Source organism: Caldimicrobium sp. SLHALR3, from assembly GCF_058692735.1.
This window is the reverse complement of record NZ_CP182484.1, coordinates 1,402,732-1,428,797: the sequence shown is the minus strand read 5'-3', so window position 1 is coordinate 1,428,797 and position 26,066 is coordinate 1,402,732. Positions and strand designations below refer to the sequence as shown.

General features: G+C 31.8%; 28 protein-coding genes. 25 read left to right on the top strand and 3 right to left on the bottom strand.

The annotated features are described in order from the left end of the window. Window positions 1–18 precede the first annotated feature (18 nt). Genes ACLGLP_RS07600 through ACLGLP_RS07540 form a run of 13 tightly spaced genes read left to right on the top strand, consistent with a single transcriptional unit; the run spans window position 19 to window position 11,812 of the window. Window positions 19–249 (top strand): FmdB family zinc ribbon protein, encoded by a 231-nt coding sequence (locus ACLGLP_RS07600; RefSeq protein WP_492112681.1) that lies wholly within the window; start codon window positions 19–21, stop codon window positions 247–249. 11 nt (window positions 250–260) lie between these two features. Then, entirely contained in the window at window positions 261–590 is a 330-nt protein-coding gene (locus ACLGLP_RS07595) for a c-type cytochrome (protein WP_492112680.1), read from the top strand. 24 nt (window positions 591–614) lie between these two features. Then, complete coding sequence (locus tag ACLGLP_RS07590) at window positions 615–1,913, top strand: M48 family metallopeptidase (RefSeq protein WP_492112679.1); 1,299 nt, start codon at window positions 615–617, stop codon at window positions 1,911–1,913. 32 nt (window positions 1,914–1,945) lie between these two features. Beyond that, the gene (locus ACLGLP_RS07585) at window positions 1,946–2,761 is read left to right on the top strand and encodes a 50S ribosomal protein L11 methyltransferase (RefSeq protein WP_492112678.1); all 816 of its coding nucleotides are present in this window, start codon (window positions 1,946–1,948) and stop codon (window positions 2,759–2,761) included. Further along, a complete protein-coding gene (locus tag ACLGLP_RS07580) occupies window positions 2,762–3,526 on the top strand; it encodes a type III pantothenate kinase (RefSeq protein ID WP_492112677.1) in 765 nt (254 codons plus the stop codon). After that, entirely contained in the window at window positions 3,511–4,371 is an 861-nt protein-coding gene (locus ACLGLP_RS07575) for a S66 peptidase family protein (RefSeq protein WP_492112676.1), read from the top strand. The genes ACLGLP_RS07580 and ACLGLP_RS07575 overlap by 16 nt, the downstream gene beginning before the upstream one ends. Before the next feature lie 55 nt (window positions 4,372–4,426). After that, window positions 4,427–6,988: a hybrid sensor histidine kinase/response regulator gene (locus ACLGLP_RS07570; protein WP_492112675.1), complete on the top strand. Its 2,562-nt coding sequence runs from the start codon at window positions 4,427–4,429 to the stop codon at window positions 6,986–6,988. 36 nt (window positions 6,989–7,024) lie between these two features. Continuing rightward, complete coding sequence (locus tag ACLGLP_RS07565; protein ID WP_492112674.1) at window positions 7,025–7,507, top strand: chemotaxis protein CheW; 483 nt, start codon at window positions 7,025–7,027, stop codon at window positions 7,505–7,507. A 35-nt stretch (window positions 7,508–7,542) separates the two neighbouring features. Further along, window positions 7,543–9,165: a methyl-accepting chemotaxis protein gene (locus ACLGLP_RS07560; RefSeq protein WP_492112673.1), complete on the top strand. Its 1,623-nt coding sequence runs from the start codon at window positions 7,543–7,545 to the stop codon at window positions 9,163–9,165. Between the two features lie 23 nt (window positions 9,166–9,188). Beyond that, window positions 9,189–9,662 carry a chemotaxis protein CheX gene (locus ACLGLP_RS07555; RefSeq protein WP_492112672.1) on the top strand — a complete coding sequence of 158 codons (474 nt, stop codon included), beginning with the start codon at window positions 9,189–9,191 and terminating at the stop codon, window positions 9,660–9,662. 8 nt (window positions 9,663–9,670) lie between these two features. Continuing rightward, window positions 9,671–10,774 (top strand): class I SAM-dependent methyltransferase, encoded by a 1,104-nt coding sequence (locus ACLGLP_RS07550; RefSeq protein ID WP_492112671.1) that lies wholly within the window; start codon window positions 9,671–9,673, stop codon window positions 10,772–10,774. Between the two features lie 16 nt (window positions 10,775–10,790). Next, on the top strand, window positions 10,791–11,258 hold the full coding sequence (gene rnhA, locus ACLGLP_RS07545) for a ribonuclease HI (RefSeq protein WP_492112670.1): 468 nt from the start codon (window positions 10,791–10,793) through the stop codon (window positions 11,256–11,258). Beyond that, on the top strand, window positions 11,240–11,812 hold the full coding sequence (locus ACLGLP_RS07540) for a UbiX family flavin prenyltransferase (protein ID WP_492112669.1): 573 nt from the start codon (window positions 11,240–11,242) through the stop codon (window positions 11,810–11,812). The genes rnhA and ACLGLP_RS07540 overlap by 19 nt, the downstream gene beginning before the upstream one ends. Here ACLGLP_RS07540 and lnt read toward each other — a convergent pair. The 3 genes from lnt to rfaD are packed head-to-tail and all read right to left on the bottom strand — an operon-like array spanning window position 11,766 to window position 15,139. Continuing rightward, the gene (gene lnt / locus ACLGLP_RS07535) at window positions 11,766–13,361 is read right to left on the bottom strand and encodes an apolipoprotein N-acyltransferase (RefSeq protein ID WP_492112668.1); all 1,596 of its coding nucleotides are present in this window, start codon (window positions 13,359–13,361) and stop codon (window positions 11,766–11,768) included. The two genes, ACLGLP_RS07540 and lnt, sit on opposite strands and share 47 nt — an antisense overlap. Then, window positions 13,345–14,163 carry a transporter associated domain-containing protein gene (locus ACLGLP_RS07530; RefSeq protein WP_492112667.1) on the bottom strand — a complete coding sequence of 273 codons (819 nt, stop codon included), beginning with the start codon at window positions 14,161–14,163 and terminating at the stop codon, window positions 13,345–13,347. The genes lnt and ACLGLP_RS07530 overlap by 17 nt, the downstream gene beginning before the upstream one ends. Beyond that, window positions 14,156–15,139, bottom strand: a complete 984-nt coding sequence (gene rfaD / locus ACLGLP_RS07525; protein WP_492112666.1) for an ADP-glyceromanno-heptose 6-epimerase — start codon at window positions 15,137–15,139, stop codon at window positions 14,156–14,158. Before rfaD ends, ACLGLP_RS07530 begins: the two co-directional genes overlap by 8 nt. A gap of 154 nt (window positions 15,140–15,293) precedes the next feature. Between rfaD and ACLGLP_RS07520 the strand changes: the two genes are divergently transcribed. The 12 genes from ACLGLP_RS07520 (at window position 15,294) to ACLGLP_RS07465 (ending at window position 25,964) form a co-directional block, all read left to right on the top strand. Further along, window positions 15,294–15,707 carry a DUF1284 domain-containing protein gene (locus ACLGLP_RS07520; protein ID WP_492112665.1) on the top strand — a complete coding sequence of 138 codons (414 nt, stop codon included), beginning with the start codon at window positions 15,294–15,296 and terminating at the stop codon, window positions 15,705–15,707. 17 nt (window positions 15,708–15,724) lie between these two features. Continuing rightward, window positions 15,725–17,491 carry a TonB-dependent receptor plug domain-containing protein gene (locus tag ACLGLP_RS07515; protein WP_492112664.1) on the top strand — a complete coding sequence of 589 codons (1,767 nt, stop codon included), beginning with the start codon at window positions 15,725–15,727 and terminating at the stop codon, window positions 17,489–17,491. 177 nt (window positions 17,492–17,668) lie between these two features. After that, complete coding sequence (gene speD / locus ACLGLP_RS07510) at window positions 17,669–18,124, top strand: adenosylmethionine decarboxylase (protein ID WP_492112663.1); 456 nt, start codon at window positions 17,669–17,671, stop codon at window positions 18,122–18,124. Window positions 18,125–18,127: 3 nt separating this feature from the next. Beyond that, window positions 18,128–18,991, top strand: coding sequence for an agmatinase (speB, locus tag ACLGLP_RS07505; RefSeq protein ID WP_492112662.1), 864 nt, complete (start codon window positions 18,128–18,130; stop codon window positions 18,989–18,991). After that, window positions 18,978–19,574, top strand: coding sequence for an HD domain-containing protein (locus tag ACLGLP_RS07500; RefSeq protein ID WP_492112661.1), 597 nt, complete (start codon window positions 18,978–18,980; stop codon window positions 19,572–19,574). The genes speB and ACLGLP_RS07500 overlap by 14 nt, the downstream gene beginning before the upstream one ends. Then, a complete protein-coding gene (locus ACLGLP_RS07495) occupies window positions 19,543–20,583 on the top strand; it encodes a (Fe-S)-binding protein (RefSeq protein ID WP_492112660.1) in 1,041 nt (346 codons plus the stop codon). The genes ACLGLP_RS07500 and ACLGLP_RS07495 overlap by 32 nt, the downstream gene beginning before the upstream one ends. Next, on the top strand, window positions 20,580–21,509 hold the full coding sequence (locus tag ACLGLP_RS07490; RefSeq protein ID WP_492112659.1) for a radical SAM protein: 930 nt from the start codon (window positions 20,580–20,582) through the stop codon (window positions 21,507–21,509). Before ACLGLP_RS07495 ends, ACLGLP_RS07490 begins: the two co-directional genes overlap by 4 nt. Beyond that, entirely contained in the window at window positions 21,478–22,149 is a 672-nt protein-coding gene (locus ACLGLP_RS07485; RefSeq protein WP_492112658.1) for a metallophosphoesterase family protein, read from the top strand. Before ACLGLP_RS07490 ends, ACLGLP_RS07485 begins: the two co-directional genes overlap by 32 nt. Further along, complete coding sequence (locus tag ACLGLP_RS07480) at window positions 22,146–22,640, top strand: hypothetical protein (RefSeq protein WP_492112657.1); 495 nt, start codon at window positions 22,146–22,148, stop codon at window positions 22,638–22,640. Before ACLGLP_RS07485 ends, ACLGLP_RS07480 begins: the two co-directional genes overlap by 4 nt. After that, window positions 22,641–23,519 carry a site-specific tyrosine recombinase XerD gene (xerD, locus tag ACLGLP_RS07475; RefSeq protein ID WP_492112656.1) on the top strand — a complete coding sequence of 293 codons (879 nt, stop codon included), beginning with the start codon at window positions 22,641–22,643 and terminating at the stop codon, window positions 23,517–23,519. 12 nt (window positions 23,520–23,531) lie between these two features. Further along, window positions 23,532–24,845, top strand: coding sequence for a tRNA nucleotidyltransferase/poly(A) polymerase family protein (locus tag ACLGLP_RS07470; RefSeq protein ID WP_492112655.1), 1,314 nt, complete (start codon window positions 23,532–23,534; stop codon window positions 24,843–24,845). Window positions 24,846–24,956: 111 nt separating this feature from the next. Continuing rightward, window positions 24,957–25,964: an FAD-dependent thymidylate synthase gene (locus ACLGLP_RS07465; RefSeq protein WP_492112654.1), complete on the top strand. Its 1,008-nt coding sequence runs from the start codon at window positions 24,957–24,959 to the stop codon at window positions 25,962–25,964. Window positions 25,965–26,066: the final 102 nt, after the last annotated feature.

Genomic DNA, 26,066 nt, shown 5'->3' with positions numbered 1-26,066 from the left:
TTAAAGGGGGTGGAAGCAATGCCAATTTATGAGTATGAGTGTAAGTCCTGTGGAAAGCACTTTGAAGTGTGGCAGAAAATTACCGATGAACCCTTAAAGGTTTGTAAAGAATGTGGAGGAGAATTGATAAAACTTATCAGTGAAAGCAGTTTTATTTTAAAAGGAACAGGATGGTATGTTACAGATTACGCAAGAAAGGAAAAGGAAAGAAAAGAGAAAAAAGAAAATAACAAAAATAAAGAAGAATAAAGAAGTCAAAAATGAAGAAAAATCTATTTTACTTAACGGTATGGGTATTTTTAATCACATTTTCTTCTAATATTTTAGCCTCAAGTGGGGAAGAGGTTTTTCAAAGATTAAGATGCAGTGCTTGCCATCATCAGGAGGGAAGCGGATTTGCTCCATCTATTAGAGAAATATCTAAATTTTACAAGGATAAAAAAAATAAATTAATCAAATATCTAAAGGGAGAGGCTAAGGCTATTATTGATCCTGATAGAGAAGAGTATATGAAACCTTATTTGAATCAAACAAAAAAGTTAGAAGACAAAGATTTAAAAAATCTGGCAAAATACCTTCTTTCATTTTAAAAATTATTTAAAAGGTAATTTAATTTGCTTTATGAAGATCTTATATACCTCTGGTTAGGATTTATTGTTTATGAATTTGTTCCTATTGTTTCATATAAAGTTTCCTATCTTCTTCTTTTTTCTGCTTTTATTGTAAAAGAAACTTTTTTCCTTTCTTTGTTATTGATAATAAGAAGAAAAATTTATAGCTTAGAGAGCTCGTTTAGTTCAATTTTGGAAAAATTTTTTATATTTCTTGGTTTTGTTTTTTATATTATAGACCTAAGTTTACTTAACTTTAAAGTAATTTTGGATAAAATTTACTTCTCTTCTTTCTTAGGATTTTTATGGTTTTTACATTACATGTTTTTAGTTAAATTTTTAATTCTTAGATTTTCCTTTAATTACTTAAAGATTCTTATAGGTATTGTTGTTCCAGTGCTCCTTTTAGTAATTATTCAGGACATTTTTAACATTTTAGGATTAAGCTTTCAAGGAGACATTTTCCTTTTTCTGTTTTTAGTTCTCATCTTGTCTCCTTTTTTGATGGTTAAAATCTGGCCTTTAGAGCCTTTAAAAGACTTAGAGCTAACACAAATAATTTTAGATTTTTTAAAGAAAAATAAAGTAAAAATAAATCAAATTTATGTTTTAAAAAACTTGGGTAAGACTTTATATACAGCTGGCATAATAGGATTTTTACCTCCTTTTAAATATCTCTTTTTTTCTAAGCCTCTGCTAAATATTCTTTCCCCCGAAGAGATTTTAGGGGTAGTGGCTCATGAGCTGGGGCATCTCAAAAAAAGACACAATATATGGCTTTTATTAATTTTATTAAACCTTCCTTTATTTCTTTTTACAATTTTTATATTATTCTTTTTAATAACCTATCACATTTATCCAGATTTGATAAAAATTATCAAGGATAAAAAAGATTTACCTTTTTCAATGGAAGCCTTCTTAGGAATAAGTTTAATTTTTTTATCTTTTCTTTATATAAGATATATTTTTTCTTACTTTTTGAGGCAATTTGAAAGGGAAGCAGATCTTTATTCTGCAATTATTTTGAAAACACCAGAGCCCATAAATTCTGCCTTATTTAAAATAGGAGAAATTACAGGGCAAATGTATAAGAAAAGCTGGCATCATTATGGAATTTATGAAAGAATTGAATTCTTAAATAGTATTTCAACTAATCCAGAACTTTATAATAAAATTAAGAAAAAATTTTTAAAACTTCGCATAGTTTTGATTCTATGGATAATTTTGAATTTAATAATAATTTCAGGAATTCTATATACTGAGGAGATTTTAAAAAGTTTGCCCTGGCTAAGTTCCTTGTGAGATTTAAATTTATTAATTAAAATAAATAACATATGCTTAAAGGCAAATATAAAAAATACGATACTTTATATGTATATAGTTTCAGAAATTCACATCCAGAGCTTAAAAATTTTGATGATGAAGATTTGATAGGGGTTTGGGAAGAAGAAGGTATAAGTGTTCTTTTTTTCCATAAGCCTAAAGAAGAACTTGTAAAGGAATTGGCAAAAAAGTACGGTCTTGAACTTGAGGTTAAGGATGTTATACCTTATGAGAGTTGGAATGAGAAAAGAGTGCCTCAACCATTTAAAGTAGGTCCTTATAAAATAGCTCCTGTTTGGTATGAAGGGGAGTGGGATCTTATTTTTGATCCCAGTGTAGTTTTTGGAGAAGGTAATCATCCCACAACCTCTATGATGCTTGAGTTAAGTTGGGAATTTTATCAAAATTTTGGAAAGCCTAAGAAAGTGCTTGATATTGGTTGTGGAACAGGTATTTTAAGTCTTTTTTGGGCAAAGCTGGGTACAGAGGTTATAGCTGTAGATATTAATCCACTCTGCGTTAAAGTTACTAAACACAACTTAGCTTTAAATAGTCTTTCAGCAGAAGTAATAGAAGGAGATATTAAAGAATTACTTCCCATTAAAGTAGATCTTGTTTTGGCAAACCTTTATAAAGGACTTTTGGAAGAACTTTTTAATCTTGAATCTTTTTGGACTTCACAATTTTACCTAATTTCTGGATTTATAAATAACATGGAAAATGAACTATTGGAGAAATTAAATAACCGTAAAGTGGAAATTCTTTTAAGAAAAGAAAAGGAGGGTTGGATAAGCTGGTTTATTAAAAATAGAGAAGGGGAGGGGTAAATGCTTTTAACTGTAGATATAGGTAATACCTCTACAGTTTGTGGAATTTTTGAAGATAATGGCAATTTAAGAGCTATATTCAGTTTTAAGACAGAAATATCTGTTTCTTCTCACGAGGTTTTAGTCAAATTAAAATCCTTTCTTGACATTTACAATATAGCTTTAAAAGACATAAAAGGAGTGTGTATAGCCTGTGTGGTTCCTCCTGCGCTTCACTGGTGGATAGAGATGGGAGAAAAGCTTCTTGCAAGGGAGGTTCTTGTTGCAGATCATAAGACGGTAAAAATACCGATAGATCTTCTTTATCCCTGTGAAGTTGGGGGAGATAGACTTGTCAATGCTTTAGCAGGTTGGGAAAAGTATAAAACTTCTTTAATTATAGTTGATTTTGGAACAGCTATAACCTTTGACTGTGTTTCAGAAAAGGGAGTTTATTTAGGAGGAGCAATAGCACCAGGAATTTTGATTTCTATAGAAGCTTTGTTTAGAAAAACAGCTAAATTACCCAAAATAGATTTAACAAAACCCCCTTCGCAAGTTATAGGAAAAGATACCGTTTCAGCACTCAAAAGCGGTTTAATATATGGCTTTATAGGACTTACTGATTTTTTGGTAGAAAAACTTTCAGAAGAAATGGGCACTTCTCCTAAAATTATAGCAACAGGAGGACTTGCTAAATTTATAGCACCCTATTCTAAAAAAATAGAAAAAATAGAACCTAATTTAACCTTAGAAGGACTTTATTATTTATGGAAAAAGAAATAAAAATAGCTCTTTTTTCTCCTGCAAGTCCACCATCGGCAAGAAAATATCAAAAAGGGCTAAAAGTCCTAAGAAAAAATAAAATTTCCTTTAAAACCTTTGCTGATTTTTCTGAAATTTCCCCAGCTTTTAAAGCCTTTCTGCTTTATGAATTAATTACCAATGGAGAATTTAACTTTATTTGGGCAATAAGAGGAGGTTTTGGCTCCATAAAACTAATTCCTTATTTAGAAGAAATTTTTGCCGAAAGTATAAAAATAAATATCTATGCAAATTTAATAGGATTTAGCGATGTTACAGCTTTACATCTTTATTTTTATAAAAAGTTCGGAAAAAAGGGATTGCATGCTCCTATGATTGTAAATTTGTCAGACCTGAGTGAAAAAGCTTTAAAAAATCTTTTAAAAGTTATGTTTGAAAATAAAGACATAGTTTTAAAAGGTAAAGCCTATAGAGAAGGAGAAGCTGAAGGTATTCTTTTAGGTGGGAATTTAATTACTTTAGCAAGTCTTTGCGGAACACCCTATTTACCTTCGGAAAAATCCTTAATATTAATAATAGAAGAAACAAACGAAAAAAAATATAAAATTGAGAGAGCCTTTTTACAAGTGCTTTTTTCTTTTGGTATTAATAATATAAAGGGCGTAATAATAGGGGATTTAGGTAAAGTTGACCCTTTGGAATTTTTAAAAGGAGTAGAAGAATTTTTACCTGAAAATGTACCTATAGGTTATTCTTTTCCCTTTGGACATATTAAAGATAATTTTCCTTTAATAATTGGAGAAAAAGCTTACTTAAGGGTGAAAAATTGGGAAGCAAAGCTTTTTCAAAAAAATTTAGGTTTTTAAAACTTTATAACTTTAATTATAATAGTTAAGAAGGTTTTAAAGGAGGTGAGAAAAAATGAATTTTGATGAAGATATTTTGCAAGATTTTTTGGTTGAAGCCAAAGAGGGAATAGCAAATCTTGAAGAAGGTTTTATAGAGTTGGAAAAAGATAAAAAAAATGTAGAGATTTTAAGGTCTCTTTTTAGAACTATGCATTCTTTAAAAGGTGCAGCTGGTTTTTTTGGGTTTAAAACTCTTGAAAGCATAGCTCACTTTTCTGAAGACATTCTTTCAAAGCTCAGAGATGGTTTGATAGAACCTGAAGAAGATGTAATAGATATTTTGTTAAAAGCTGTAGACCATATTAAGTATGTTATAAGTTACATAGAAGAAAATAAAACAGAACCTATTGAGGAAAAGATTTTGGATTTTTTAGTTGAACTTTCAAATTTCAATGAAAAGCTTAAGAAAAGGATTCAGGAAAAACCAAAAGAAGTTGAAGAGATAAAATTAGAAGAGAAAAAAGAGGAAAAGGTTAAAGAAGAAAAAAAAATTGAGGAAAAAGAAGTAAAGCTTGTGGAGAAGCCTAAAAAAGAAGAAGTTTCTCCTCCTTCTCAGATAGAACTTACAGAAACACACATAAAGGTTGATGTAAAACTTCTTGATCAATTAATGAATTTGGCTGGTGAGCTTGTTCTTGCAAGAAATAGAGTGGTTCAGCTTTCTCAAAGAATAATGGATGAGGAGTTAACAAGAAGTGTTCAGGTGCTTTCTATGATAACAACAGAATTGCAGGAAACTATAATGAAAACGAGAATGCAACCTATTGGGACGGTTTTTAATAAATTTCCAAGAGTAGTAAGAGATCTTGCTAAAGCACTGGGTAAAAGAGTTAATTTACATCTTGAAGGGACAGAAACAGAACTTGATAGATCAATAATTGAAGCCATTAAAGATCCACTTACTCATCTCGTTAGAAATGCCATAGATCACGGCATTGAACCACCCGAGGAAAGAGTTCAAATGGGCAAACCGCAGGAGGGAATCTTAATTCTTAGAGCTTATCAAGAAGGTGGGCAAGTGGTTATAGAGATTGAAGATGATGGAAGAGGAATAGATGTTGAAAAGATAAGAAAAAAGGCTGTAGAAAAGGGTTTTATGAGTTTTGAAGAAGCGGAAAAAGCTTCTGAAAAGGAATTAATAAATCTTATTTTTAAGCCAGGTTTTTCTACTGCTGAAAATGTAACCCAGATTTCTGGTCGTGGTGTAGGGATGGATGTAGTAAAAAGTAACATTGAAAAAATTGGCGGTTCCATTGAACTTAATACTATTCTTGGTAAAGGAACCATTGTTAAAATAAAGATTCCATTAACCCTTGCTATAATTCCAGCTTTAATAGTAACTTCTGGAGAATACCGCTATGCTATTCCTCAAGTTAATCTTAAAGAACTGGTTAATATTGATCCAGAAAAAGACCTTCTTAAAGTGGGGAATACAGAATTTTATAGACTCAGAGGTGAAATAATTCCTGTATTAAGACTTTCTGAAATTTTAAAAAACAACGATCAAACAAAAGAACAGAGAAATCTCGTTATTTTAACTACGGGAGAAAGATTTATAGGGCTTTTAGTTGACAGGATTTTTGCTTCAGAAGAAATCGTGGTTAAACCTCTTGGGAAGTGGTTTAAAAACATTCCTATTTATTCTGGAGCAACCATTATGGGGGATGGGAAACTTGCTCTTATTCTTGATGTAATAGGACTTTCTCAGTTTGTAGGAATAAGCGTAGAGGAGGTAGAAAAAAGATACGAAACAGCAGTAAAAATAAAAACTTCAGAAGAAACCATCTTTTTACTTCTTTTTGAGGTAGGTAAAGATAGACTTGCCCTTCCCATAGCTCTAATATCAAGGCTTGATAAAATAAAAGCAAGTGATATTCAGATTACTGGAGGAAAAGAAATAATTATTTATAACGATGAAGTAGTTCCTATTATAAGACTTGAAAATTATCTTCCCTTGCAAGGAGTTTCTCCACAGGAAGAATATAACGTGCTTTTCTTTACAGAAAGAGGCAAAACCTGTGGAATACTTTGTTCAAAAATTATAGGAACTCTGGAAACCACTCTTGAAGTAGAAGAAGGTATTTACACTCAGCCCGGTATTCTCGGGCACAGAATTATTGATGGCAAAACAGTGCTTTTTATTGATATTTATAAAATAATTGAGATGTATGATCCAGAATGGTTTATTGTAAGAACTAAAAAAGAAGAAAGAGTTAAAAAGATACTTCTTGCTGAAGATTCTCCCTTTTTCAAAAATATGATAAAGAACTACCTTGAAGGAGCAGGTTATGAAGTAGAAACTGCAGAAAACGGGAAAGAGGCTTTGGAAAAACTTTTTAGCGGAGTTCATTTTGATCTCATTGTTACAGATCTTGAAATGCCAGAGATGGACGGTTTTGAGCTTATTAAAGAAGTAAGGGCACATCCAGAATATAAAAATATTCCCATAGTTGTAGTCACTTCTCTTGCAGGAGAAGAAATAAGAAGAAAGGTCTTAGAGCTCGGTGCTAATGGTTACGAAGTTAAATTGAACAGAGAAAAACTGTTAGAAGAAATAGGAAATTTACTGAGTTAAGAAAATTGAAAAGTATTTAAAAGGAGGAAAAGCATAATGGAGTTAGCTAAAAGAGAAAGTTTAGTTATAGAGAAAAAAGAAGATACCTCTCTTACTTTTGCAGAAACTATTACAGTAGTAACCTTTTACTTAGGAGATTTTCTACTTGGTATTCCAGCAGATAAGGTTATGGAGATTAATAAGGAAATAGAAATAACACCTGTTCCTCTTTCAGACGAACACATACTTGGAATAATGAATTTAAGAGGAAGAATAATTACTGTCATGGATCTTGCTAAAAAACTTAAAATTGATTTAAAGGTTACTCCTAAACTTAATCTTATAGTTAAGGATGAGGAAGAGACAGCTATTTCATTCGTAATAGAAGAAATAGGAGAAATTTTGGAAATTCAACCTTCAAAACTGGAAAAAACTCCAGAAAAGTTAGAAGGACTTTCTAAGGAATACATTAAAAATGTTTACCAGCTTCCTGATAGACTTTTGCTTATTCTTGACGTAGAAAAGATTTTTAGAGAGTAATAAAACTTAAAAAATTCTTTAAAAAGGGGGTGGATATGTTTAAAAACTGGAGCATTGCCAGAAAGCTTGTTTTTGGATTTGCCGTGATAATTTTTATAGTTGCTTTAGTTTCACTTAACACCTTGTATAGTCTTTACGTAATAAGTAAAAACGTTAAAGATTTGCAAGAAAGGTTAGCCAAGGTTCACAATGCTTTCGAGTTAAGAGATGATATCCTTACTGATGTTCAGTTAAACATAACCAAGATGCTTTTAACGCAGGATTTGGAAAAAAGAAATCAGATATATAAAAAAATTTTAGAGGCAAGAAAGGAATATAAAGAGTATGTTGACTATCTTACGAAAGTAACGAGATCGGCAGAAGGTAAAAAGGAGTTAAATGAAGCTGTAAATTCCATTCTTTCTTTAGAAGAAAGCAATAATAAAGTTATTCAGCTTGCTCTTGAAGGCAAAGATAAAGAAGCTACTTATATTTATGTTACAGAAGTTGAACCCAAGGTAAAAGCCATGAAAAAAGAACTTGAAGATTTAATAAATTTTTATTCTAACAGGGCTAACGAAAGAACTGAAGAATCTTTAAGGTATATAAAAAGGGAATTTGTAGTTCTTTTAATTTCTGGGGCTATTTTTGTTTTGGTTTCTCTTTCTGTAGTTACTGGTGTTACGAGATCGGTGAGGAATTCAATTGAGAAGTTGAGAAAAGTTCTTGCAAGGGTTAGAGAAGGAGATCTTGCTGTAAGTATTGACATTACTTCTAAAGATGAAATAGGAATTATGGCAAAAGATCTTGCAGAAGCACTAACATCAATGAAAGCACTTATAGAAGAGGTAAAGCAGGCTTCAGTATCTCTTGCAAGCTCAAGTGAAGAACTTTCTGCTATAACCAAACAGTTTAGTGCAAGCATAGATACACAGGCTGAAAAGTCAACTCAAATTGCAAGTTCTGCAGAGGAAATGAGCGTAACGGTTGTTGATATAGCAAAAAATGTTACAGAGATTCTTGAGGAAAGTAAAAAGACCGCAGAAATTGCAAAAGAGGGAGAAAATTATACTTTAAAGACTGCAAATGAAGTTAAGGTGATTGAGGAAGTAGCCAGTAAATTAAAAGAAGTTATGGGAACGCTGGAAGATAGAACAAAGGCTATAGAATCTGTGGTTGAATTTATAAAAGAAGTGGCAGAGCAGACCAATCTTCTTGCTCTTAATGCAACCATTGAAGCAGCTCGTGCAGGGGAGCATGGAAAGTCTTTTGCAGTGGTTGCTGGAGAGATAAGAAAACTTGCAGAAAGGACAGGCAAATCCACAGAAGAAATTGCAAATACCATAAAAGAGATAAAAAAAGCAGTTGAGGAGGTAAAAAAAGAGGTTGAGGACATTTCTGGTAAAGTTGAAATTGGGGTTAAACTTTCAGGTGAAGCAGCAGAAATACTAAATAGAATTGCTAATGCCTCAGAAAAACTTCAGGAGATGATCCAGAGTATAGCTTCAGCTACAGAAGAAATGAGTGTTACTGCAGAGTCAATAGCAAAGGACATTGGAAGTATTGCTGATGCTACTAAAGATCTAAAAGTAGGAGTTGAACAAGTTGTCGTAACTACTGAAGAAGTAGCTAAATTAGGAATAGAGCTTAAAAATGCAGTTGAAAAATTTAAAATTTAAATCTAAAGCAATAGGAGGGACAAATGCAGGCTTCACTTGTTTCAGAATCTCTTAAAAAGGCAGTGGAAGAGGTTTTAGGAATGTATTTGATGAAAAAACCTATATTAAAAGATACCCAAGTTAAAAAAGAAAACACAGGATTGAAAGATATTTCAGTAGTTATAGGGTTAGCTTCGGAAAAATTAGAAGGTGTGTTTATTGTAAGTTACGATAAGAAGATAATTTTTGAATTTATGAAAAATGTTCTTGGAGAAGAAGTAAACGAGGTTAATACGGATGTTATTGATGCAAGCGGAGAGCTTACTAATCAGATATGCGGTGTATTCAGAAGAGAATTTGAAAAGACAGGAATAACCCTGCAAGGTTCTACTCCATCCATAGTAATCGGTGAAAACCACAGAGTAGAAATTCCGAGTAAGATCCCAAGATTGGTATTTTTATATCAGGTAGACGAGAATAAGGAATTGGTAATAGAATTTGGGCTCATTAAAAAATAAGAAATTCAATGCTTTGGGATATTTTAATTGAAGAATCGCCCTTAAGTTTTGAAAAATATATGGAGCTTTCTCTTTATCATCCAGAATATGGATATTACGCGAGAGCTAAACTTCCTTCAAAAAAGGGAGATTACATAACTTCCCCCTGTGTTCATAAAATTTTTGGAGCAACTTTGGTTTATCAAATTATTGAGATGTATGAAATTTTAGGAAAACCCAAAGATTTTTTGATTGTTGAAGCAGGAGCTGGACAGGGCTTTTTAGCTAAAGACATTCTTGAATACTCAGAAAAGAAGGGTTATTTTTTCAATTATTTAATTGTAGAACCCTTTTCAAATATTGAAAAAATTCAAAAGAACACTTTGGAGTTCTTTAAAGAAAAAGTGAGCTGGGTAAAAAGTCTTGAGGAATTGCCTAAGTTTAAAGGAGTTTTTTTATCAAATGAACTTTTCGATTCATTTCCCGTAAAACTCATCCAAAAAAACGGGAAAAAAGTAAAAGAAGTATGGCTTGAAGTAAAAACAAAGGGAGAGATAAAGGAAATTTTGAGAGAGGTAGAAGACGAAAGAATTTTTAAAATAATAGAACCTTATTGTTTTTTCTGGAAAGAAGGCTATAGAACTGAAGTTTGTTTAAAAGTAGAAGAATTTTACAAAAACCTTTCTGAAAAAATGGATGAGGGATTTATCATTACTATAGATTACGGATATCCAAGGCAGGACTATTATTCTCCGGAAAGAAGTAGAGGAACCCTTCTTTGCTATTATCAACACAAAGCCTTTGATAATCCGTATTTAAAACCTGGAGAAATGGATATAACTTCCCATGTTGATTTTACTTTGCTTAGAGAAATGGGAGAAAAATATGGATTTTTAAATGTGAGTTTTACTCAACAGGGTTCTTTTCTGGTTTCCCTTGGTATAAATGAGGTGTTTTACGAGATTTCTGAAAGAACCTGGAAAGACATGTCTGCTCTAAAATTTTTAATTCTTCCAGAGGGATTGGGAACTTCTCACTGGGTTCTTGTTCAGGCAAAAATAAAAGGAAAAGAATTTAACAAAGAATTAAAGGGATTCTCTTTAAGTAATCGCATTTATTTACTTTACAAATAATCTGCAGGAGCTAATGTTGTTAGAACAAGATTTTAACTTTCCAGAAGAAGTAGAAGTTTATGTAGATGGTTGTTCTCTTGGGAATCCTGGTCCTGGTGGATGGGCAGTTCTTATAAAGACAAAAAATGGGGAAAAGATTTTAAGTGGGGGAGAACCATTTGCTACCAATAATCAAATGGAATTGAAAGCTGTAATTTCAGCTCTTTCTTATTTTAAGCAACCTAAGAAGATAAGAATTTACACAGATTCTGAATATGTAATAAAAGGCATTACTGAGTGGCTACCCCAATGGAAAAAAAGAAATTATCTTACCTCAGAAGGTAAACCAGTAAAAATTAGGGAGCTTTGGGAGATTCTTGATAAGTTAGTTAATTTTCACAAAGTGGAATGGAAAAAGGTATTAGCTCATAGTGGTAATCTCTATAATGAAAAAGTTGATAGGATCGCTAAGGAGAGTGCCAAAAGATGGAAAAAAAACTCTTAGTAGGAATTACTGGAGCAAGTGGTTCTTTATATGCCTATTATTTTCTGAAAGAATTGAAAAAACTTGAAATACCTATTGAGGTAATTATTACTAAAGCAGGAGAAATGGTGTGGTGTTATGAGTTAGAAAAGCCGGTTGAAGAGATTTTAAATTTTGCAGAAAGAATTTACAAAGAAGAAGAAATTTTTTCTCCTCCTGCAAGTGGTTCAAGTAATTATTCTGGATTGGTTATTATTCCTTGCAGTATGGGGACACTTTCAGCTATTGCTTGTGGCAGTGCAAGAAATTTATTGCAAAGAGCTGCTGATGTAATGTTAAAAGAAAAGAAACCATTGATTCTCGTTATAAGAGAAACTCCTTTTAATTTAATTCATATAAAAAATATGGAAATTTGTAGTAAAGCAGGAGCAGTTATATTCCCTGCTATGCCAGGTTTTTATCATAAGCCCAAAAGCCTTGAAGAGCTTGTTTTACAGTTTGTAAAAAGAATTCTCCAATTTCTTGGCTTTAATCCTGATGGTTTAAAAACTTGGGATAAAATGGAATTAGAATGAAGGAAATTAGTAAAAGTGCAGAACCTAAAATTCCCAAAAAATTTCCACAACTTACAAAAATAGTTTCTTGATACAAGGGCTTAATTTCTCCGTGAACAATCTCTTCTTTTTCAAGTTGAGTAACTTTTATTATTTTCCCTGTTGGATCAATAATTCCTGTTATACCGGTATTAGCAGCCTGTATAGTATATCTTCTTGCTTCAACAGCTCTTATTATTGCCATTTGAAAGTGTTGATAAGGAGCAGAAGTTTTTCCAAACCATGCATCATTGGTAGCAATAAAAATTAATTGTGGATTTTCAGCAAGTCTATTTCTTAAAATTTCAGAAAAGGCACTCTCAAAACAAATAAGGGGAGTTACCTTGATAGTTAGAGACTTTAATGGAATGACAAGATTTTTAGAAAAACCAGGTTTTAATATTCCAAGTCCAACAGTAATTCTTCTTAAAAATGAAAAGTATTTTTCTAAAGGCACATATTCTCCAAATGGAACGAGCTTTTCTTTATCATAAAGGTCTACAAAGTCTTTTCCATCCCAAACAATCAAACTATTATAAACCATAGGATTTCCGTTTTTGTATTTAACTGTAAATGTTCCAAAAACAAGAGCAGGAGTTTTTTTATCTTGAGATTTTACTTTAAGATCATTTAAAAATTCTAAAAGCTTAAGTGTAGGTTCTCTTTCATCAGGAAAAAAGAAAGGAAAAGAGGTTTCAGGTAAGAATATTATATCTGGACTATATTTTAAAGAAGAAAAAGCTAAAGTTTTATAAACCTTAAGGGAATATTCAATTTCGTGAATTTCTTTCATTTCTTGAGGGATGTTTCCTTGTAAGAGTGAAATTTTTATAGAGGTTTTTTCTTTTGAAAGAATGCTTTCCCAAAAATTTTTTTCATAAATTCCGTAGCTATAAATAAGGGCAAAGATTACAAAAAAGCAAAAATTGTTAATTAAGAAGTTAGCTTTTTTAAGGAGTTTTGGTGTTAAAAAAATTTGATATAAAAAGAAGAAAACATAGTAATTTATAAAGGCTACGATAAAAGATAGTCCCCAGATTCCCCATATATCAGCAGATTGTAGAAAGGGAGAAAAATTGCTTAAAACATAGCCAATTTGTCCCCAAGTAAATCCTGTTAACAGTTTGCTTCTTAGATATTCCTCTCCGACTAAAGTTAAACCAAAAAAAAGAGCCTTAATAAAATTGGGAGATTCAAAGATTTTAAGCTTAAAGTTTACATAAAAAAGAAAAACATAGTATAAAGCTAAATAAGAAGATAAAAGCAATAAAAGAAGAATAGAAAAAACTTTAGATAGATAACCATACTTATTGAGGGTATATACAAGCCAATAAAGAAGGGTTGAAAAGTGAACAATTCCAAAGATAAAGGATAAAATTAGTACATTTCTACTTTTCTTTTCAAAGGCAAAACAAAAAAATAGGGGGATAAAGGAGAAAAAGCTAAATGACCATAGATTCCACTTAGGAAAAGAAAGACTTAATAATAAAGCCGAAAGGAGAGCACTTAAGAGGTTAATAAGATTTCTCACTTTCGTAAGAGGGTGTCTTTCTTATTTTTAAAAGTTCTATTTTTCTTTCGTCAGCCTTAATAATCTCTATTTCCAAGGGAGGTATTTTTATTTTTTCTCCTTTTTTGGGTATTCTTTTAAGTTGACTTATAATAAGTCCAGAAATGGTTTCAAATTCTCCTTTTGGTAGTTTTATTTTCAAACATTCTTCCAATTCTCTGATTTTAAAAGTTCCAGGTAAAATTAGCCAGCCTTCTTGGTCAGGTAAAGGATATTGTAGCTCTTTTTTTAGCAATTCATCAAATATATCCTTTAGCCTTATAATTCCCGTCAATTCAGAAAGTTCATCTACAGCAAAGGCAATTTCTACCTTTTTTTCTATCATTTTTTCTAATGCAGAAACCAAAGAGATATTTTCTGGAATTATTAAGGCATCCTTGACAAACTCAGTCCAATTAAAATTTTCTTCTTCTATTCCTCTTATTAGATCTTTTAAGGCTATGTATCCCAAAAAGTTATCCAAACTTTCTTTATAAACAGGGTAAAAATAATGTGGTTTTTGAGATAAGATTTTTTTTACTTCCTGCCAAGATAAAGAAATATCTAATCCAGTTAATATATTCCTTGGAATTACAATATCTCTTACTTCAAGACCTTTTAAATTAAAAAGAGCTAAAACGAGCTTTTCCTCAAATTCGCTAAGAACCTTTTCATCTTTAAAATCCTCTAATACTTCCTTTATTTCTTCTTCAACTTCAGAAAAATTTTTGGGCTTTTTTTTAAAAAAAGACTTCAAAAAATCTAATATGAGATTGCTATCCATAAAAAAAGGTATAATTTTTTTCTAAATAATTTACATAATTTTTAATTGCGTCTTCCAATTCCCACATTGGTTTATTATAACCTGCTTTTTTAAGTTTGGTAATGTCGGCTTGGGTAAAATATTGATACTGTTTTTTAAGATTTTCTGGCATTTCTACATATTCAATGTTGGGAGATATATTAAGGGCTGAAAAAATAGCTAATACAAGATCTTTAAAAGATCTTGCTTTTCCTGTTCCTACATTAAATATGCCTTTTATATGAGGGTTTTCTAAAAAAAAGATCGTAACCTCTACTGCATCTTTTACATAGATAAAATCTCTTAACTGTTCTCCATCTTTATAATCGGGATGATAGGATTTAAAGAGTCTGACTTTTCCTTCTTTTTTTATTTGTTCATAAGCTTTTAGAGCGACACTTCTCATATCTCCTTTATGAAATTCCCTTTCTCCAAAAACATTAAAATATTTAAGCCCTACAACTTTATTTAAAAATCCATTGTAATAAAGCCAGAGGTCAAAAAGATGTTTTGAAAATCCATAGGGATTTAAAGGCTTTAATTTTGGAAGGAGATTTTCATCATCAGAAAAACCAAGAGAGCCGTCTCCATAAGTTGCAGCAGATGAAGCATAAATAAAGTTTATTTCATTTTCAAAGGCAAAAAGAGCAAGTTTTTGAGAATATTTATAGTTGTTTAAATAAAGATAGTGTAAATCTTTAACAGTGGTATCACTACAAGCTCCCAGATGAATTATAGTTGAAATATCTTTAAAATAGCCTTTTTCAATTTTTTCTAAAAATTCATATTTCTCTATATAATCTAAAAATTTAAGTTCAAGTAAATTTTTCCACTTTATGCCTTCTTTTAAGTGATCTACTATAATAATTCTATCTTCACCTTTTTGATTAAGAGCTTCTATCAAGTTTGAACCTATAAATCCTGCTCCTCCTGTAATTATTATCTTTGGTTTTTTCATATCATTTTGCTCCAGAAAAGATCTAATAAAATGTTTCTATACCATTTTTTTCCAAAAAATCAACTAAACCCGAAATCTGCCACTTGTATGTGGCAGATTTCTAACACATACGAAGTGGCAGATTTGGGATAGTGTATTGATAAGATAAGGATTTATGTTAACCTTATATGAAAATTTGGTTAACGAATTAAAAATGATAAAACTTAGAGGACATCATCTTCTTTGTTTACAGTTTTTTGAAGGAAGAGGTTATGATAAGAAGTTTATCGAAAACCTTAAAGACATTCTCAAAAGGCTAAATAGAGGAGAAAAGATAAAAATAGTTAAAGGAAAAGATGATATCTGTAGTACTTGTCCTTATTTAAGTGATAACGGAAGATGTAGGTTATACAAAAGACATGAAGAGAAAGACAAAATAGTTCTCAAAATTTTTGATTTAAATGTAGGAAAAGAAATTTCCTGGGATAAAGTTATTCAAATATTTAAAAATCTTCCTAACAAGAAAATCTTCTTAAATATATGTAAAGATTGTCCTTGGAAATACATCTGTTTTAGATATTTTAAATAAACACTTAGGAGGTCTATATGGGAATAAAAAGAAAAATTTTGTTTTTAATGTTAACCTTAATTATTTTTAATGTTAACAAAGTTGCTCTTTCTTTAGAACCTCCTTCTTATCTTTTAGAAGAAGTAAAAGTAGTTTCTCCTGCCAAGTTTCAAGATTTGGAAAAAATAAGTCAGGAGGTAAAGATTATAAAAGGGGATGAGGTTAAAGAATTTGGTGCCGAAGCTTTTTCAGCTCTTGAGTTAAGAGAAAGAGGAGCCTTTGGGGTGCAATCCGATCTATCTATAAGAGGAACGAGTTTTGAAGAGAATCTGGTTACCCTTGAAGGAATAAGACTTTCTGATCCCCAAACAGGACACCATCTTATGAATCTTCCTTGGGAAGAGGATGTATTGGAAAGTTTAGAAATTCTTTCGGGAGGAGCAAGTGCTATTTATGGACCAGGTGGCTTTGGAGGGGTTTTAAACTTCAATCTAAGACCCTCAACCCCAGGATATAAATTTTTAGCTGAATACGGAAGTTATGACTTTAAACACCTTTATGCAAATTTGGGCTTTTCTACCTCTTTTTCCCCTTTTAATGTAATCTTTTCTCAAAAGAAGGCTAATGGCTTTATATGGAATAGAGATTTTGACATAAGAACTCTAAATCTTTATACCAAAAACAAAAAAAAGACCATATTTTACGGATTTCAGGAAAAAGATTTTGGAGCAAGAAATTTTTACACCACAAGATGGGATACAGAGTGGGAAAGCACAAAAACTCACCTCTTTTTAGCTAAGAAAAACATATACGGAAAGAACTGGTTTTTTGAACCAACACTTCTTTGTAGAATAAATTATGATGTATATCTTCTTAACAGAAAAAATCCCGATTTTTATAAAAACACTCATAAATCACAAGTTTTTCGTTTAAATATTCCTTTAAGATATGAAACTACTTTTTCGGATTTTCTTTTAGGAGCAGAGTTTTCATACGAAACGCTTGATAGCTCAAGACTTGGAGATCACTTAAGACAGGAGGCAGGTTTCTATCTGGGGATTTATCCTAAAATAGATTCCAAATTTTTTCCAGGTTTTAGCTTGCGCTATGATACCATAACCAAAAATAAAGACATGTTTTCTTATAATTTAGGATTTGCCTATCTTTTAAACTCCAATCTGAAGTTAAGAAGTGCTTTTAGTTTTTCTTACAGAATACCAAGTTTTACAGAGTTATACTATGATTCTCCAACCATAAAGGGGAATCCATCTCTTTCCCCAGAAAAGGCTTATAATGCTGAAGCTGGTTTGGATTACAGTAAGAAAAATTTAATTTTTTCCGGAACGATTTTTTATAGATATGGGAAAGATATTATAGATTGGATAAGTGAAAAAGAAATTATTAGGGCTCGGAATATAGAAACTTTAAAGACTGTAGGTTTTACCCTTGATGGAAGCGTAAAATTAAAGGCTTTTAAACCATTTATTAGTTATACTTATCTCAATCAGGTTGCAGAAAATTTACCGAGTGCCCGTTATCAGGGAAATTATTTAAGGCACAATTTTATCCTCGGAGTTTCAGCAGACCTTCCTTTTGACTTCAAATTTTTTGGGGTTCTTAATTACAGAAAGTACTTTCAAAGAGATAATGTAATTTTAGTAAATTTAAAAATAAAAAAGCAAATTTTTAAGTATATTACTTATTCTTTATGGATAGATAATCTTTTTGATGAGGATTATAAAGAAATAGAAGAAGTAAAAGCCCCTCCTCAATGGATAGGGATAGGATTGGAGATAAAATTTTAAGGAATTTTAAGGAAAATAAAAAGAAAATAGTAAAAAACGATGTATTTAAAAAAGATTTTCTTTTTAATTCAGGATACTTCCAAATTATAAAAAAATTTTTCAGAAAAACTTGACAAATAAATTTTATGATATATTTTAAAAGCCGTTCCATAATAAGGTTTTAAGGGGGGATGAAAAATGAAAAACATCAAAAACATAGAAAAATTTGAATATGGTTTTGGACAGCACCTTATCATTGATGGATATGGAGCAAATCGTGAGAAACTTATGGATCTTGATTTTATATATAACTTTTTGAGTAAATATCCTGAAGAGATTCAGATGACCAAAATAATGCCTCCTTATGTTTTTAAGTATTATGCTCCCGTTCCTGAGAACTGGGGAATTTCGGGATTTGTGATTATTGCTGAGAGTCACATAAGTATTCATACCTTTCCAGAAAAGCTTTATTTAAGTGTAGATGTATTTTCCTGTAAACCTTTTGATGTAGATAAAGCCATTAAAGATATTATAGAGATTTTTGAAATTAAAAAGAGTGAAGTCAAGTTTTTTGATAGAGGACTTGAGTTTCCTCGCTCAATTAGAGCAGTGGAAAAATTTATTCGTATGGAAAGGAAAGACTTGATATTATAAAAGATGAAACTCACTTTCTTGGGGCTACCTGATCATCCTGAAGCAAAGGTAGCCCTTATTCCTGCTCCATTAGAAGTTACTACTTCTTGGCAAAAAGGAACAAAAGAGGCTCCCACTGAAATTTTAAAAGTTAGTCCCAATCTGGAATTTTTTGACGAAGAAACAGAACTTGAACCACACGAGATACTAGGGTTTTTTACCTATCCAGTACCTGAGCTTCCTTTTGATATAGAGAAAGCACTCAATGTTATCTCCAATACTTTAAGAGAAGCCCTTAGAGAAAAAAAATTTCCTATTGTTATAGGAGGAGAGCATACTATTACTATAGGAAGTATCAGGGCTTTGGCTGAGATTTACAAAAATTTAAAAATGCTTCACCTTGATGCGCACTTAGATTTAAGAGATGAATATTTAGGAAGCAAATTTTCGCATGCAACTGTAATGAGAAGAATTTATGAGATGGGGATTCCCATTTTGAGTGTAGGAGTAAGAACCCTTTGTAAGGAGGAACACGAATTTGTAAAAAAGTCTAATTTTTCTCTTCTGTGGATGAAAGATTTAAGAGAAAATTGGGATAAAAGTGTAAAAAAAATAGAGGAGTTTGTAAAAGAAGGAGACATATATTTAACTCTTGATATGGATGTTTTTGATCCTTCTTTTGCTCCTGGAGTAGGAACTCCTGAGCCTGGGGGAATGGACTGGTATGAATTTTTGCAAATTCTTAAATTAGTAGTTAGATATAACTTTATAGGAATGGACATTGTGGAGGTAAAACCAGTTTCAGGAAATGCCATTACTGAATACTTAGCAGCAAAAATAATATTTAAAGTTTCTGCTTATCTTGCTAAGAAATATGAAGCCTTTTGAAAAATACGCCAAACTTCTTTTTGAATCAGCTCTGCTAAAAAGAATACAAAGAACAGGATATGCCTATCTCGGGACAGGTAAAGAAAATGTGGCTTCTCACTCTTTTGGAGTGATTTTTTGTGCTTGGATTCTTTCCGAGATCTGTGAAAAGAGCCTTAATAAAGAAAAACTTTTGAAAATGGCATTAATTCACGATTTTGCAGAAACAAGAATAGGAGATTTTAACGCAGTAAATAAAATATACAATAAGGCTGATGAGAGAAGAGCATTAGAGGATGCCTTTTCAGAAACGCCTATAAAAGATGAAGTTCTTTCTCTTTGGGAAGAATATAGAACCTTAAAAACCCTTGAAGCAAAGATTGTTCACGATGCCGATGTTTTAGATTTGATAATCCAATTAAAGGAGCAAAAAGATTTAAACAATCCCTATGCAGATAAGTGGATTGAATATGCCCAAAGAAGGCTTATTACTGATGAGGCAAAAAAATTGGTTGAAGCAATTTTGAATACAGAGTGGTGTTCTTGGTGGCTGGAATATTTTATTAAAAATAATGAGAACCGAGAAAAAAAATCAAATTCTTAGTCTTTGCAATCGTTGTGGTAAGTGTGTTCCCGTCTGTCCATCTTACGGGGTTTATAAAACTGAGGCTTTTTCACCAAGAGGAAGAATCTTTCTACTTTCCCAGGGCAAAAAACATGAAAGCTTTGACTTTTGCCTTTTTTGCGAAAAATGTCAGAAAATTTGCCCTAATAATATAAGTTTTCCTGAGCTCTATCTTGAAGATTTGAAAAAAAAGAAAGAAAATACCCTTTCTAAGGAGTTAATGAAAGCCTTTTTAAAGGATCCTCTTTTTACCTTTTTAAAACTCAATAACTGGTTACACTTAGTCAATTTAAGAAAAGAGATACAGGTTGAATTTGAAGTAACAAAGGGTGATGTCACTGTGTATTACTCCTGTGGTTTAAAACATCTTTATCCAGGGGCTTTGAAAAACTTTGAAAAGATTTTAAAGAAAAGAGGAGTTTCTATTGGAATACCAGAGGGATTGGTTTGTTGTGGAGCTATTTTCTTAAATCTCGGGCTTATTTCACTTCTTAAAAAAAATGCACTTAAAAATTTAGAAATACTTGAAAAAGAAGAGGGTCCTGTTTTAATGTTTTGTGCTACCTGTTTGTGGATGTTTAAAAGAGTTTATCCTCAAATTTTTAAAGAGACTGAATACGAAAAAAGATTTGAAAAACTTTCAAAAAGGATAGTTTCAGCTCATAGCTACCTTTTTTCTGAGATAGAAGACCAAGTTGAAATTCTCAATAAAAGAGCTTTAAATGAAAACATCATTTTTCATATTCCTTGCCACTTGACAGAAGAATTGAATTTGGTTAAAAATAAATTAGAAGGAAAGGAATTTTGCTGTGGTTCGGTAAAATTTTCCCTCTTGTTAAAAGGGTTTCAGGAAGAAAATAAAAAATATTGGATTAAAAACTTGAAAAATAAAAATATTTTAGCTACCTTTTGTACAGGTTGTTTTTTAAATTTCAATGTGCTTTTAAAAAAACCTCCTCTTATTTATCATTGGTTTGAGCTTTTATGAAAAAGTACCCCTCCTATCTAAATTTGCTTGATTCTGGGGAGATTGATAGAAGAATTGAAGCACTCTATGAAAAACTTTCTTCCTGCACTCTTTGTCCTAATGAATGTAAGGTAAACAGGCTTAAAGGTGAGAAGGGTATATGCAAAGTTAGTGACAAACCTATGGTTTCAAGTTATGGTCCCCATTTTGGTGAAGAAAGACCTCTTGTGGGTAAAAATGGTTCTGGAACTATATTTTTTACTTATTGTAATCTTTCTTGTGTTTTTTGCCAGAACTGGGAAATTAGCCATCTTGGAGAAGGAGACATAATAGATGAAGAAGCACTTGCTAAAATTATGCTTATTTTACAGGTTTGGGGATGTCACAACATAAATCTTGTCACTCCAACCCATCAAGTTCCCTTTATTGTAAAAGCTATAAAAATTGCTGCTGAAAGCGGGCTTAGTCTCCCCATCGTTTATAACTGCGGTGGATATGAATCTATAGAAACTTTAAAGCTTCTTGACGGAATAATAGACATATACATGCCAGATATTAAGTATATGGATGATGAAGTAGCTCTTAGACTTTCTAAAGTAAAGAATTATTCAAAAGTCGTTAAAGAAGCGGTAAAGGAAATGCATCGTCAAGTAGGAGATCTTATTATAGAAAACGGAATTGCTAAAAGGGGATTAATAGTAAGACATTTAGTTTTGCCTGGAGACCTTTCCCAAACAGAAGAAGTGATTAAATTTATAGCAAATGAGATTTCTCCTCACACCTATTTTAATCTTATGGATCAATATAGACCCTGTGGAGATGCCTGGAAGTATCCTCCTCTTGATAGAAAGATTACTAAAGAGGAATGGGAAAGAGCTCTAAAACTTGCTTATAAATATGGTCTCACAAGACTTGATGATAGAAGAGCAAGATTCTGGGATTACTAAAATTTTTGCTATTGGAGATATTCACGGCTGTTTGCAAAGTTTGGAGAAACTTCTTGATATTCTTCCTGTAAATTGGGGTAGCGATCTTGTAGTGTTTTTAGGAGATTACATTGATAGAGGACCTGATCCAAAGGGAGTTATAGAGAAAATACTTGAGCTTAAAGAACTTTACGGAGAAAAAGTAATAACTTTAAAAGGAAATCACGAATGGATGTTTGAAAGATTTTTAAAAGGCATAGATGTTGAAGTTTTTTTATATAATGGGGGAGGAGCAACTCTTAAAAGCTACTACAAGGATGGACGCCTTGATGTTCCAGAAGAGCACCTTAAATTTTTAAAAGAACTTAAGCTTTATTATGAAACCGAAGATTACATCTTTGTTCATGCAGGACTAAGACCAGGAAAAAAGTTAGAGGAGCAAGAGGAAGAAGACCTTTTATGGATAAGAGACAGCTTTTATCTTTATGAGAAGAAATTTCCTAAGACTGTTGTTTTTGGGCACACTCCTTTTCCAGCTCCTTTAATTTTAGATGATAGAATTGGGATTGACACAGGTTGTGTTTACGGAGGAGCATTAACTGCTATAGAACTGCCTTCCAGAAAAACCTATCAAATTGAATGTAGGGGGTTATTCCTATGAGCAAAGACAGCGAAAGAAAAAAACTTTCTTGGAGAGAAATTGACAAACTGAAAGATCAGAGTGGATTTAGTAAGATAAGAAAAAAACTTGAACGCTCTGAAAGAAGCACTCCCAAGGAAGATAATAAAGCAAAAGAAAAATATTTGAAAGAGCTTGAAAAACTTTTTGTAAGCAAAGAAGAACTTGAAAAACAGAATTTTATTGAAAACCTGCATAAAAGTTATGGAACTAAAAATTTTAAAAAACTTGCTAAAGAATTTGTAGAAAAATATGGTATTCCTGATGACTGGAGAACCCTTCTTCTCTTTCTTGATTTAGATGATAGAACCCTTGTTCTTTCAGCTTTAGAAAAATTAAAAGAAGACTTTCCTAATAGAAGCATTTCTGAAAAACAGGGAATCTTATCCAAGTTAAAAACCCTTGCTTTAACTTCCAAAGATGAAATAATAGGATTTAAAGTTGAAAAGACATTAAAGGAATTGACCCTTTAAATGAAAGAGCTTTTAGAAGAGTTTCTCGTTTATCTTGCTTCAGTTAAAAACTATTCTCACAATACTTTATTGGCATATCAATCTGATTTGAAAGACTTCGTAGAATTTTTTGGTTCTTTTTCATTTGACGAAGAAGAAAATTTTGAAAAATTAAGAAAGTATTTAGAGAATTTAAAAAAGAGATACAATCCTTTCAGTATAGCCCGTAAAATTTCAAGTATCAAAAGTTTTTTCAAATTTCTGGAACTTGAAAAAGGCTTTAGCACAGGTTTTCTTCTATTTCTTGAGTCTCCTAAGCTTCCTTTTAGACTGCCCAAGGTTCTTAGTCTTGATGAGATTGAAAAACTTTTAAATTCTCCAGACCTTAATGATCCTCTTGGGATTAGAGACAAAGCTATGCTTGAAGTTCTTTATGCTACAGGTTTAAGGGTTTCAGAACTTGTTAGCCTTAAACTTGAAAACTTAAATCTTGAGCTTGGTTTAGTCAGAGTTTTAGGAAAGGGTTCAAAAGAAAGACTTATTCCTATGGGAGACTATGCCTTAAAATTTTTGAAAATTTATCTTGAAAGCGTGCGAGAAAAACTGGCAAACGAAAAAAGTAAAACTTTCGTATTTTTAGGAAGAAGGGGGTTACCTCTTACAAGACAGAGATTTTGGCAGATAATAAAAGATTATGCAAAAAAATGCGGACTTGAGGACAAAGTTTCTCCTCATGTAATAAGACATTCCTTTGCAACACATCTTCTTCAGGGAGGAGCCGATCTCAGAGCCTTACAGATGATGCTTGGTCATGCAAGCCTTAGCACAACACAGATCTATACCCACCTTGATTATAAAAATTTGAAAGAAATATACGAAAAACATCATCCCAGAGCTTAAAAAATTTTTGAAATGAAAACAGAAAAAATAGAGCTTGATAAGTTTTTAGAAAGTGTTTTACCTAATCAGGGACTTCATAAAATTTTGTCTATAGCTCAGGAAATCTCCGAAAAAAGAAAAGAATTTCTCTATTTTGCAGGTGGAGTAGTAAGGGATTATCTTTGGGCAAAATTTTATAAAAAACAGATCCCTAAGGTGAAAGATCTTGACCTTGTTTTGCAGGGAAATCTGGAAAGATTTTTAGAAGAACTTTTTAAAAAAGTAAAAGGAGAAATTCTCTTTAAGTCTCAGTTTTTAACTTATAAAGTAAAGATAAATTTAGATGAAAAAGAGTTTTTGATAGATTTTGTCACCGCAAGAAAAGAAATTTACGAAGATGTGGCAAAACTTCCCAGGGTTTTTCCTTCAGACTTTAAAGAAGACATTTTGAGAAGAGATTTTACTCTCAATTCTCTTATAATAGGACTTTCCTCTCCTTATAAAGGAATTTTAATAGATATGGTTAACGGAATAGAAGACTTAAAAGAAGGTTTAATAAGACCTCTTCATGTGAATTCCTTTGTAGATGACCCCACAAGAATCTTTAGAGGCATCAGATATAAGGTAAGGTTTAATTTTCGCTTTTCTGAGGAATTTTGGATTGCCCTTGAAAGGTGTTTTGAAGTAGATGCTTTAAAAAAACTTTCTGGAACAAGACTTGCTAATGAGCTAAAACTCTTTCTTATTAAAGAACAAGAAGCAAAATTAAAGAGTTTACTGGAGGAAACTCTGAATCTGAATGTGTTTGAGAAAGCAGGTCTTAAAAGTGATAAAAAAATACTTACCTCAGTTCTTGAACTTTTAAAGGAGTTGGAAGGGGAATTGAGTGAGAAAGAGAGAGAAAAATTTTTCTTACTGGGATTTGTAAGCCCGAATTCTCTGGATTTAGCTTGCAGACTTGGGTTTTCAGAAAAAGAAATAGATGAACTTAAGAGGCATAAAGAGATTTTAGAAAAGTTTGTAAAAAACTGGAAAAAACTATCTTTGTGGGAAAGGGTAAAAATATTTGAAAGAATAACAGTTCCTTATCTTCTCATTTTAAGTATCTATTTTCCGGAGATAAAAAAAGATGTAGTTAATTTTCTAAAAAAATACAGAAAGATAAAGCCTGAGCTTACAGGTGAGGAGCTAAAAAAGCTCGGTTTAAAGGAAGGTAGAAAAATAGGGGAGCTTCTTGAACTTTTAAGAAAAGAAAGAATAGAGGGAAAAATCAAAACAAAAGAAGAAGAAAAAAACCTTATAAATCAAATGCTCTTGATGAAATCAGAAAAGTCAATTAAAATGTAGCAAAAGGTTATACGAGTAATCTCTGATGAATAACTGGTCTCAGGAATTAGAAAAATATATAAATAAAAGTTTCCAGAATATTAAACCTGGATGCATTGTTTCAGATTTACAATGATTGTGAATACGCTCGCAAGGAGTGCCTATACATCAATTAAAAAACTCCACGAAAAACAAAAAAGACTTACACGAAAACTTTACAAAAGAATAGAAAAAACCACTCTGCCCGTCTTTCTACCATTTAGCTATGTTGGAGCAAGAGTGTGCTATTCTGAAACTCATCCTCTTCTTCTCTTTGAAGAAGAAAAGTTCAAAAACCACGAAAAGTTTCGTGAGTTTCTTTTGAGACTCAAAAAAGCAGGACATTACAGCGTTTTCGCACACACTCCCGTTTTCGTAAACACATCTGGATTTTCTCCTGAAGAAAAGTTCGAAATAGCCTCAACCTTTTTCAAGGTCTTCTGGAATGAAAGTTCAGATCTTGCACTTTTCAACCTCCGCCACTTTGCTGAAACGCTTGATGACGACAGCTTTCTTTCCCTTATAGAACCTGAACCAGATCTGAACAAAATAGAAATAATCTTTGCAAGAAATTATCAGGTTCTCTATCAGGGAAGTCTTTCAGAATTTGACAGAAACCTGCTAAACGAAAAGAGAGAGAATCGGGACTTTTTCGTTCAACCAGAGGTCGTAGTTTTAAAAACTGGTGAAACCAGAAATTACCCTTTTAACTGGATTGGAGTTATAGCACACAACTTCTCAAGAATATTCAGTCATCAGTTCGTAAGACACACATGGCTCAACTTCAATCAGAGGTCTCACCGCTACACAAAAGTGGATAGCTTTGTAATACCTGAATCCTTCTCAGAAGAAGATATCGTAATCTACGAAGACATTATCAGGAAGACTACAAAATTCTACGAACTCCTTTACTCAGAAAAACGAATAAAAAAGGAAGACGCAAGGTTTATGCTACCACAAGGAACCGCAACAACAGTTTTTGCAACTGCTCCTGACTTCGTGTGGGAAGATTTTATAAGTAAAAGAGCCATACCTCAGGCACAGGGAGAAATCAGAAAGTTTGCCAGTTTCTTAAAAAACAAATTGCTATCCCAGGGATAATAGTAATAAAAATAAATAATAAAAACCACACTTTTAAGGGTTTACAACAGTAAAATTAGATTTTAACATTGTTTGACTTTTTTTGACAAAAGTTTTATATTT